The sequence below is a fragment of the Roseateles oligotrophus genome (assembly GCF_025717515.1).
GTDB classification, from domain to species: Bacteria; Pseudomonadota; Gammaproteobacteria; order Burkholderiales; family Burkholderiaceae_C; genus Paucibacter_A; species Paucibacter_A oligotrophus.
Genome location: NZ_JAJIRN010000009.1, coordinates 391,035 through 399,627, shown reverse-complemented (window position 1 = coordinate 399,627; position 8,593 = coordinate 391,035). Strand labels below are relative to the sequence as shown.

At 64.7% G+C, this 8,593-nt stretch carries 9 protein-coding genes; 6 read left to right on the top strand and 3 right to left on the bottom strand.

Going from position 1 to position 8,593, the window contains the following annotated elements; genetic code table 11:
* Positions 1-95: 95 nt before the first annotated feature.
* Positions 96-980 (top strand): PEP-CTERM sorting domain-containing protein, encoded by an 885-nt coding sequence (locus LNV07_RS20890; protein WP_263573116.1) that lies wholly within the window; start codon positions 96-98, stop codon positions 978-980.
* Here LNV07_RS20890 and xdhC read toward each other — a convergent pair whose 3' ends face one another.
* Complete coding sequence (xdhC, locus tag LNV07_RS20885) at positions 981-1,811, bottom strand: xanthine dehydrogenase accessory protein XdhC (RefSeq protein WP_263573115.1); 831 nt, start codon at positions 1,809-1,811, stop codon at positions 981-983.
* A 6-nt stretch (positions 1,812-1,817) separates the two neighbouring features.
* On the bottom strand, positions 1,818-2,171 hold the full coding sequence (gene uraH / locus LNV07_RS20880; protein WP_263573114.1) for a hydroxyisourate hydrolase: 354 nt from the start codon (positions 2,169-2,171) through the stop codon (positions 1,818-1,820).
* Between the two features lie 57 nt (positions 2,172-2,228).
* On the opposite strand from uraH, the gene LNV07_RS20875 reads away from it, so the two are divergent.
* From LNV07_RS20875 to LNV07_RS20855, 5 genes are read left to right on the top strand one after another with little or no spacing between them, the layout of a single operon-like run.
* Entirely contained in the window at positions 2,229-2,909 is a 681-nt protein-coding gene (locus tag LNV07_RS20875) for a GntR family transcriptional regulator (protein ID WP_263573113.1), read from the top strand.
* A gap of 9 nt (positions 2,910-2,918) precedes the next feature.
* The gene (gene puuE / locus LNV07_RS20870; protein WP_263573112.1) at positions 2,919-3,866 is read left to right on the top strand and encodes an allantoinase PuuE; all 948 of its coding nucleotides are present in this window, start codon (positions 2,919-2,921) and stop codon (positions 3,864-3,866) included.
* 3 nt (positions 3,867-3,869) lie between these two features.
* Positions 3,870-5,657, top strand: coding sequence for a 2-oxo-4-hydroxy-4-carboxy-5-ureidoimidazoline decarboxylase (gene uraD / locus LNV07_RS20865; protein WP_263573111.1), 1,788 nt, complete (start codon positions 3,870-3,872; stop codon positions 5,655-5,657).
* The gene (locus tag LNV07_RS20860) at positions 5,654-6,943 is read left to right on the top strand and encodes a M20/M25/M40 family metallo-hydrolase (protein WP_263573110.1); all 1,290 of its coding nucleotides are present in this window, start codon (positions 5,654-5,656) and stop codon (positions 6,941-6,943) included. The genes uraD and LNV07_RS20860 overlap by 4 nt, the downstream gene beginning before the upstream one ends.
* Positions 6,940-7,404: a copper chaperone PCu(A)C gene (locus LNV07_RS20855; protein ID WP_263573109.1), complete on the top strand. Its 465-nt coding sequence runs from the start codon at positions 6,940-6,942 to the stop codon at positions 7,402-7,404. Before LNV07_RS20860 ends, LNV07_RS20855 begins: the two co-directional genes overlap by 4 nt.
* On the opposite strand, the gene LNV07_RS20850 is transcribed toward LNV07_RS20855, so the two are convergent.
* Entirely contained in the window at positions 7,398-8,513 is a 1,116-nt protein-coding gene (locus LNV07_RS20850; RefSeq protein ID WP_263573108.1) for an MBL fold metallo-hydrolase, read from the bottom strand. The two genes, LNV07_RS20855 and LNV07_RS20850, sit on opposite strands and share 7 nt — an antisense overlap.
* Positions 8,514-8,593: the final 80 nt, after the last annotated feature.

The following is an 8,593-nucleotide window of genomic DNA, read 5'->3' as shown; positions in this document are numbered from 1 at the left end:
TAGAAGTTAGGGGTAGCACCCCACAACTCGGTCGCGAAAGCGGAGAATCGCGGCTCTTCCTGAGAATCTACAGCCAAACAAACCGGGAACTCGACATGTCAAAGTCAAAAATCGCTCTTGCCCTTGCCCTCTCGATTGCTTGCGCCAGCGCCAGCGCCGGGCCGATGAACGCCACCGAACTAACCCTGTTTCGAGACGGCGACCGGGCAAGTTGGCTGGCCGGGCAAAATATCTTGCTAAACGACCGGTTTGACAATGGCGACGCGTTCCATGGGCCGGCCTTCCCGAATGGGGACATCTCCACCTATTCACTGCGCGACTTGGCCGATGGCGCCAACCCCGCTTTGGCGGCCCGCGAGGAAGGCGGCTCGCTGCTTTTGGACGCCAACTATGCGGTGGCCTCGGTCAATGCCTCGGGCGGTGGGCTGGCCAAATCATTGAAGCTGCGGCTCAGCACCAACACCACCGATGTCGGTAGCGGCCTAGATAAATCACGCAGCTTTGCGGCCGCACTTGATCTTTCCCTACAGAGCCTGCCGGAACTGGGCCAAACCTGGGGTCTGCGATTGAGCGATTCGTTCAGCAATACCAACGATGTGATCGAACTCTTTGTGCACACCAACACCCAGGGCACCTGGATACAGTTCCGCAAACAGGACTTCCTTGCCCAATCCATCACCGTCCTGGGTGCCACCGCGTTAAATATGCCCACCGGTGCGAATGGTTTGATTCTGGCCCTCAGCCACGACGAAGCAAACAGCGACAAGATCTTCGGCAACTACGGCTATTCCGATGACAACGGTTTGATGGCCAACACGCTGACGACCTTTGCCACCAGCACCACCGCCTTTCACGGCGAGAACCACACCCGCATCGAACTGAAAGCTACCCAGGCCGTGCCGGAGCCAAGCAGCTGGGCCTTGTGGGCGGCCGGAGCGGGCGTACTCTTGGCCCGCCGCCGGCGTAGCCGCCAGGACTGATCAACGGTTTTGCAGCAACTGCGCCACCACGGCGATCGCGATCACCTCGGGCTGCTTGCCGGCAATGCCGGGCAGGCCGATCGGGCAAGTGACATGGGCCAACTCGGCCGCGCTGAAGCCTCGCTCACGCAGGCGCGCGCTGAAGCTGGCCCATTTGCTCTTGCTGCCGATCAGCCCGATGAAAGGCAGGTCGCCCGCCAAGCGCTGACGCAACAGGCAAGCGGCGAGCACATCCAGATCTTCGGCGTGGCTGAAGCTCATGATCAAGACCCGGCTACCCGGGCTCAGGTCTTGCACGGCCGCCTGCACCGGCTCACTATGCTCGGCGCACACATGCGCGGGCAAGCCCGGCGGGAAGACCTCATCCCGGCTATCGAACCATTGCACCCTGCTCGGCAGGCGACTCAGCAAGTCGATGATGGCGCGGCCGACATGGCCACCGCCGAACAAGCCGACCGGCAATAGTTGCGCCTCGGGCAGGCTCAAGTCTCGGCGGAGTTCGGCCTGCCGCTCGGCGCCGGGCCGGGCCGGCAATAGCTCGAAACTCAAGTCAACCACGCCGCCGCAGCATTGCCCCAAGCTCGGTCCCAGCGCAAACCGTCTCTCCAAGGCCGAAGGCTCGGGCAAGACCTGCCCCCCCAGCAAGGCGCGCGCATGGGCCGTCGCCTCGAACTCCAAATGCCCGCCGCCTATGGTGGCGAGCAAGGCGCGGGGCGAGACCGCCATCCAGGCGCCGACCTCACGCGGACCGCTACCCTGCACCCGCATCACTTGCACCAGCACCGCCGGCCCGTCGAGCAGCGCCGTTAGCAAGTCGTCCAAAGCAGCCAAGCTGGGTCAGCTCCCGCGATAGGTGGAGTAGCTCCAAGGGCTGGCGAGCAGGGGCACGTGGTAATGCAGGCTCGCATCGGCGATGCCGAAGTCCAGCGGCACCTGATCCAAGAAGGCTGGGTCCGGCAGTTGCACGCCGAGCGACTTGAAATAGTCGGCAACCCCGAACAGCAGCCGGTAGCGCCCGGGCAGCAGCTGCGCACCCTCCAGCAGCGGGCCGTCGGCGCGGCCATCCTGGTTCAAGCTGCAACTCTTCAGCAACTGGGCCGACTCGCCGTCCAGCCGATACAGGCGCAGCGCCATGCCGGCGGCCGGCGCTCCGTGCATGGTGTCTAAAACATGGGTGCTGAGTTTGCCCACTGAACTTGCTCCGGCAACTTGGAATGAAGCCGCAAAGTGTATACACTTCGGCACACAATGCCAAGCAATCCAGACGCCGCGAGCACCGCCACAGCAAAAATTGCGGCCTCCATCACGCAGGCCATCGTCGAGCGTCGCCTGATGCCGGGCACCAAGCTGGCCGAACAGAAACTGGCCGACATCTACAAGGTCTCGCGCACGCTGGTGCGGCAAGCGCTCAACCAGCTCAGCCGCGACCGCCTGGTCACCTTGACGCCGGCGCGCGGCGCCTATGTGGCCGAGCCCAGCGTCGCCGAGGCGCGCGATGTGTTTGAAGTGCGGCAGTTGCTGGAGGCTAGGCTGCTCATGCAATTGGCCGCCGGCATCACGCCCGCACAGATCAAGCAGCTGCGTGCGCATCTGAAGGCCGAGCGCGCCGCCATCGTGTCTCCTGACATCGCCGGCCGCACCCGTTTGCTGGCCGACTTCCATTTGCTGCTGGCCGATATGTATGGCAACGCGGTGCTCAAACAATTGCTGGCGGACCTGCTCTCGCGCAGCTCGCTGATTGCGCTGATGTACCAAAGCACCCATTCGGCCGTCGAGTCGCAGGCCGAGCACAGCGCCATCGTGGAGGCGCTGGCCCGGCGCGATGCCGCGGGCGCCTTGCGGTTGATGACACAGCACCTCGGCAACGTCGAAGCCAATCTGCGCCTGAACCCACGCGCGGCCGACCTGGCCAGCGCCCTCCAGCCCTGAAGGTTGAATATGCCAAACCCTTATCCCCGCGACCTGATCGGCTATGGCGAGCATCCGCCACAGGCACAGTGGCCCGGCCAAGCCCGCATCGCCCTGCAGTTCGTGTTGAACTTCGAAGAAGGCGGCGAGAACTCGGTGCTGCATGGCGACGCCGGCTCCGAGCAGTTTCTGTCCGAGATGGCCAACCCACCCGCCTACCCGGCGCGCCATCTGTCGATGGATAGCATTTACGAATATGGTTCGCGCGTCGGCGTCTGGCGCCTGCTGCGCGAGTTCGAATCGCGCGGCCTGCCGCTGACGGTGTTCGGCGTCGCGATGGCGCTGGAGCGCCACCCCGATCTGTGTCAGGCCTTGGTCGGCATGAACCATGAAATCGCCTGCCATGGTTGGCGCTGGATCAACTACCAGGGCGTCGACGAGGCGACCGAGCGCGAACATATGGAACGCGGCATGGACATCTTGCAGCGCCTCACCGGCGAGCGCGCCTCCGGTTGGTACACCGGCCGCGACAGCCCCAACACCCGCCGCCTGGTGGCCGACTACGGCGGCTTCGAATACGACAGCGACTACTACGGCGACGACCTGCCGCTGTGGCTGCAGGTGCGCAAGAGCGACGGCACGCTAGCGCCGCATTTGGTCGTGCCCTACACGCTGGACTGCAACGATATGCGCTTCGCGCTGCCACAAGGTTTCTCGCATGGCGATGAGTTCTTCGAGTACCTGCGCGACAGCTTTGATGTCTTGTACGCCGAAGGCGCCGAGACAGCCAAGATGATGAGCGTGGGCATGCATTGCCGCCTGCTCGGGCGCCCGGGGCGCATGCGCGCGTTGCAGCGTTTTCTCGACCATGTGGAAAAACATGAGCGGGTCTGGATCTGCCGTCGCGTCGACATTGCGCGGCATTGGCGCAGCGTCCACCCCTTTGATGCCGGCAGCGCCTTTGTCTGGGAGCGTTAAGCGATGTTGTTGACAATGGAATTATTGAACGCCGCCGAGCCGGCCGAGTTTGTGCAATTGCTGGCCGGCACTTACGAGCATTCGCCTTGGGTGGCCGAAGCCGCCGCAGCCGCCCGCCCTTTTGCCAGCCTGGCCGGCTTGAAGCTGGCGCTGGCCCGAGCGGTGCGCAACGCCGGCCGCGAGCAGCAACTGGCCTTGATACGCGCTCACCCCGAGCTGGCCGGCAAGGCCATGGTCAGCCAGGCACTGACGGCCGAGTCCAGCGACGAGCAAGGCCGCGCCGGCCTGACCCATTGCTCGGCGGAAGAATTTGCGCAGATTCAAAAGCTGAACGCCGATTACGGCGCCAAGTTCGGCTGGCCCTTCATCCTGGCGGTGCGCGGCCCGAGAGGTTTGGGTCTGAGCCGGGCGGAGATCATCGCCACTTTTGAGCGCCGCTTGAACAGCCACCCCGAGCCTGAGCGGATGGAATGCCTGCGCAATATCCACCGCATCGCCGAGATCCGCTTGAATGACAAGTTTGGCCATCAGCCGAGCTTGGGCAATCAAGTTTGGGACTGGGCCGAGGCGCTGTCCGAACATTCCGACCCCGGCTTCAAGGAGACCGGTGAGCTGACCGTCACCTACCTGACCCCCGCGCACCAGGCCTGCGCGGCGCAGCTGCGGCAATGGATGCTTGAGGACTGCGGCTTTGACGAAGTCGGCATCGACGCCGTCGGCAATGTGGTCGGCGTCTATCTTGGGATGACGCCTAACAAGCCGCGCCTGCTGACCGGCTCGCATTACGACACCGTGCGCCGCGCCGGCAAATATGACGGCCGCCTCGGCGTCTTGGTGCCGATGCTGTGTGTGCGCGAACTGCATGCCAGCGGCCGCCGCCTGCCCTTTGACCTGGAAGTGATCGCCTTTGCCGAAGAAGAAGGCCAGCGCTACAAGGCGACCTTTCTCGGCTCCAGCGCCTTGGTCGGTGACTTCGACCCGAATTGGCTGGATGAGGTCGATGCCGACGGCCTATCGATGCGGGCCGCGATGCACGCGGCCGGCCTGCCCGCTGAAATGAGCAGCATTCAAGCGCTGCAGCGCGATCCGGCCAAGTATCTCGGCTTTGTCGAGCTGCATATCGAGCAGGGCCCGCTGCTGACCGAGCTGGACCTGCCGCTGGGCGTGGTCACATCGATCAACGGCAGCCGGCGCTATTTGGGCGAAGTGATGGGCGTGGCCGCACATGCCGGCACCACGCCGATGGACCGGCGCCGCGACGCTGCGGCCGCCGTGGCCGAGCTGATCCTCTATGTCGAGCAGCGCGCCTGCACGGATGAGCAGCAAGTCGTTGGCACCGTCGGCATGCTGGAGGTGCCGGCCGGCTCCATCAATGTGATCCCCGGTTGTTGCCGCTTCAGCCTCGACCTGCGCGCCAGCAGCGACGCCGCCCGCGACGCGCTCGACGCCGATGTGCGGGACGCGCTGGCCTTCATCTGCGAGCGCCGCGGCCTGCAATCGCGGTTGACGCCAACCATGGCCGCCGACGCCGCGCCCAGCGATGCCGGCTGGCAAGCGCGCTGGGAGGCCGCCGTCACCGCCTTGGGCTTGCCGCTGCTGCGCCTGACTTCGGGCGCCGGCCATGACGCGATGATGTTGCACCGCCTGCTGCCGCAGGCCATGCTATTTGTGCGCGGGGGCAACGGCGGCATCAGTCATAACCCGCTGGAACAAGTCAGCAATGACGATGCCGACTTGGCCGTGCGGGCCTTTCAACAATTACTGGACCAGCTCGCCAAGGAATGCCCATGAGCCCTAGCTTTTTTGACCAAATCGACCAATGGGTCGATGCGCATTTCGAAGAGGAAGTGCGCTTCTTGCAGGCCCTGGTACAGGTGCCGACCGACACCCCGCCGGGCAATAACGCGCCGCATGCCGAGCGCAGCGCCGAGCTATTGGCCGCGATGGGCCTGAACGTCGAGCGGCATATTGTGCCGGCCGAACTGGTGCGGGCACAGGGGATGGAGAGCATCACCAATCTGATTGTGCGCCGCCATTACGACCAAGATTACGGCCAAGACAAGGCCGACTGCGGCCCGGTCATCGCGCTGAATGCGCATGGCGACGTGGTGCCGCCGGGCGAGGGCTGGAGCCATGACCCCTATAGCGGCGACTTGGTCGGCGACCTGCTAACTGGCAAGATCTACGGCCGCGCGGCGGCGGTCAGCAAGAGCGATTTCGCCACCTATACCTTCGCCTTGCGGGCGCTGGAGTCACTGGGCCTGAAGTTGCAGGGCGGTGTCGAGCTGCACTTCACCTATGACGAAGAGTTTGGCGGCGAACTCGGCCCCGGCTGGTTGCTGAAAAAAGGTCTGAGCAAACCCGACCTGCTGCTGGCCGCCGGCTTCAGCCACCAGGTCGTGACCGCCCACAACGGCTGCCTGCAGATGGAGGTGACGGTGCATGGCAGGGCAGCCCATGCCGCCTACCCGAGCACCGGCGTCGACGCCTTGCAGGCCACTGTGGCGATCTTGAACGCGCTGTATGCGCAGAACGAGCAGTACAAAAAGCTCAGCTCCGCAGTCGAGGGCATCTCGCACCCTTACCTGAACGTCGGCCGCATCGAGGGTGGTAGCAATACCAATGTCGTGCCCGGCAAGATCACGTTCAAGCTCGACCGCCGCATGATCCCCGAGGAAGACCCGGTCGCGGTGGAGGCCAATATCCGCGCGGTGATTCGCCAGGCGGCGGAAAATTTCGAGTCCGACCCGCCCGTCACCGTCGACATCAAACGCCTGCTTCTGGCCCACTCGCTGAAACCGAACCCCGGCAACAAGGCCTTGGTGGCGGCGCTGCAAAAGCATGGCGAAGCGGTCTTCGGCGAGCCGATCCCGACCTCCGGCACGCCGCTTTATACCGACGTTAGGCTTTATGGAGAGCACGGCATCCCGGCGGCGATCTACGGCGCAGGCCCGCGCACCGTGCTGGAGAGCAATGCCAAACGCGCCGATGAACACCTGAATCTGGCCGATCTTCGCGGCGCGACCAAGGTGGTGGCGAGGACGCTGCTGGACTTGCTGCATAGAATCGAGCCATGAACAAAGCAATCAAGCATGCTGCGGCGGCCCTGCTGACCGCAATCCTCGCGACTCAGGCCTCGGCGCAAGTCCAAGTCAGCCAGCCCTGGGTGCGCGCCACCGTCGCGCAGCAAAAGGCGACCGGCGCGTTTTTTCAGCTGACCTCCAAAACCGACGCACGCCTGATCGAGGTGCGCTCCAGCGTGGCCGGCGTGGCCGAGGTGCATGAGATGGCGATGGACGGTTCGGTGATGAAGATGCGCGCCGTGCCCAGCCTAGCGCTGCCGGCCGGCAAGACCATTGAGCTCAAGCCGGGCGGCTATCACGTGATGCTGATGGACCTGAAGGCGCCGATCAAGGCCGGCGACAGCGTGCCGCTGACGCTGGTGTTCGAGGGCGCCGACAAGAAGCGCGAAAGCGTCGAGATCAAGGCCGAGGCGCGCCAGTTGGGCAGCCCCGCCGCCCCGACGATGGCTCACTGAGCAGCAGCGCCCTCGACCGGCAACTTTTCGGCCCGCCAGCGCAACATGCCGCCGGCCAGGTTGGCGACCTGGTTCAGGCCAGATTTCTGCAGCAGCACGGTCGCCTGCGCCGAGCGCGTGCCCGAGCGGCAGACCGCCACCACCGGGCGGCCGGCGGCGATCAGCTCGCCGGCATGGGCGGGCAATTCCGACAAGGGCAAGAGGCGGGCGCCGGCAATATGGCCGAGCGCGTCGCCGAACTCCTGCGGTTCGCGCACATCGAGCAACTGGATGTCCTTGCCCCGCCCACCGGCCAGACTTTCAAGCAAGGCGGCCGGCTGAATCTCCCAGATGCCGCTGAAGGTAAAGGTCAGCGGCGCCCAGGCTTGCTCGCCTGCGGCCTGCGCATCTGCTGCATCCGCATTCGGCCGCCCGCAGCGCAGATTGGCCGGCACGGCGATGTCCATCAGTTTCGGGTGCGGCAGGCCGAGGTTATTCATATAGCCGGTGAAATCGGCCTCGTTTGACAAACCGCCCAGGCGTGGGTTGAAGCGCCGCTCTTCCGCCACGCTGGTGACGGTCAGGCCGCGGTAATCATGGCCGGGGTAGAGCAGGCAGCTGTCGGGCAGCGACAGGATTTGGCTCTGCACCGATTGGTAGAGCAGATGCGGGCTGCCCTGCTGAAAGTCGGTGCGGCCGCAGCCACGGATCAACAAGCAATCGCCGGTGAAGGCCATGCTTTGGTCGTCCAGCACATAACTCAGACAACCATTGGTGTGGCCGGGCGTGGCGCGCACCTCCAGAAAGCGCCCGCCAAAGCCAACCCGCTCACCTTGGGTCAACAGCCGGTCAGCATAGTCTGCGCCGGCATTCGCCGCCAGCAGGATCTGGCTGCCGCAGCGCTGCTTCAAGGCCCAGGCGCCGGTGACATGGTCGGCGTGAACATGGGTGTCCAGCGTGGCCAGCAGGCGCAGGCCCAGTTCGCGCAACAAGGCCGCATCGCGCTGTTGATGCTCGAACACCGAGTCGATGATCAGCGCCTCGCCGGAGGCCGAGTCGCCGAGCAGATAGGTGTAGGTGGATGAGGCCGGGTCGAAAAGCTGGCGAAAAACAAGCGGCGAGTTGGACATGAGAATCGACTCCATGGGTGGCACGCTGAGTTTAGCGGCGCCATTACTACGATCAAGGTCGAGATCTTCCAAACTGGGCG